Genomic DNA, 713 nt, shown 5'->3' with positions numbered 1-713 from the left:
GGCTCGCTGCTCTTCCCGGCCATCAACGTCAATGACGCGGTCACCAAGTCGAAGTTCGACAACAAGTACGGCTGCCGCCACTCCCTGATCGACGGCATCAACCGCGCCACCGACGTCCTCATCGGCGGCAAGGTCGCTGTCGTCCTCGGCTACGGCGACGTCGGCAAGGGCTGTGCGGAGTCGCTGCGCGGCCAGGGCGCCCGCGTGGTGATCACCGAGATCGACCCGATCTGCGCCCTGCAGGCGGCGATGGACGGCTACCAGGTCGCCACCCTCGACGACGTCGTCGAGACCGCCGACATCTTCATCACCACGACCGGCAACAAGGACATCATCATGGCCGCCGACATGGCCAAGATGAAGCACCAGGCCATCGTGGGCAACATCGGCCACTTCGACAACGAGATCGACATGGCCGGCCTGGCCAAGATCCCGGGCATCGTCCGGGATGAGGTCAAGCCGCAGGTCCACACCTGGAAGTTCACCGACGGCAAGGTCCTGATCGTCCTCTCCGAGGGCCGTCTGCTGAACCTCGGCAACGCGACCGGTCACCCCTCGTTCGTCATGTCCAACTCCTTCGCGGACCAGACCCTGGCCCAGATCGAGCTGTTCACCAAGCAGAGCGAGTACCCCACCGGCGTCTACGTGCTCCCCAAGCACCTGGACGAGAAGGTCGCCCGTCTGCACCTGGACGCCCTCGGCGTCCGGCTGAC

General features: G+C 65.4%; 1 protein-coding gene. It reads left to right on the top strand.

Going from position 1 to position 713, the window contains the following annotated elements:
* The coding region (locus G3I60_RS43810; protein ID WP_164608561.1) for an adenosylhomocysteinase at nucleotides 1-713 on the top strand (713 nt) is incomplete at both ends.

The organism is Streptomyces sp. SID13666, from assembly GCF_010548325.1.
Lineage (GTDB): Bacteria > Actinomycetota > Actinomycetes > Streptomycetales > Streptomycetaceae > Actinacidiphila > Actinacidiphila fildesensis.
The sequence above is the reverse complement of the archived record's forward strand: the minus strand, read 5'-3'. Positions and strand labels throughout refer to the sequence as shown.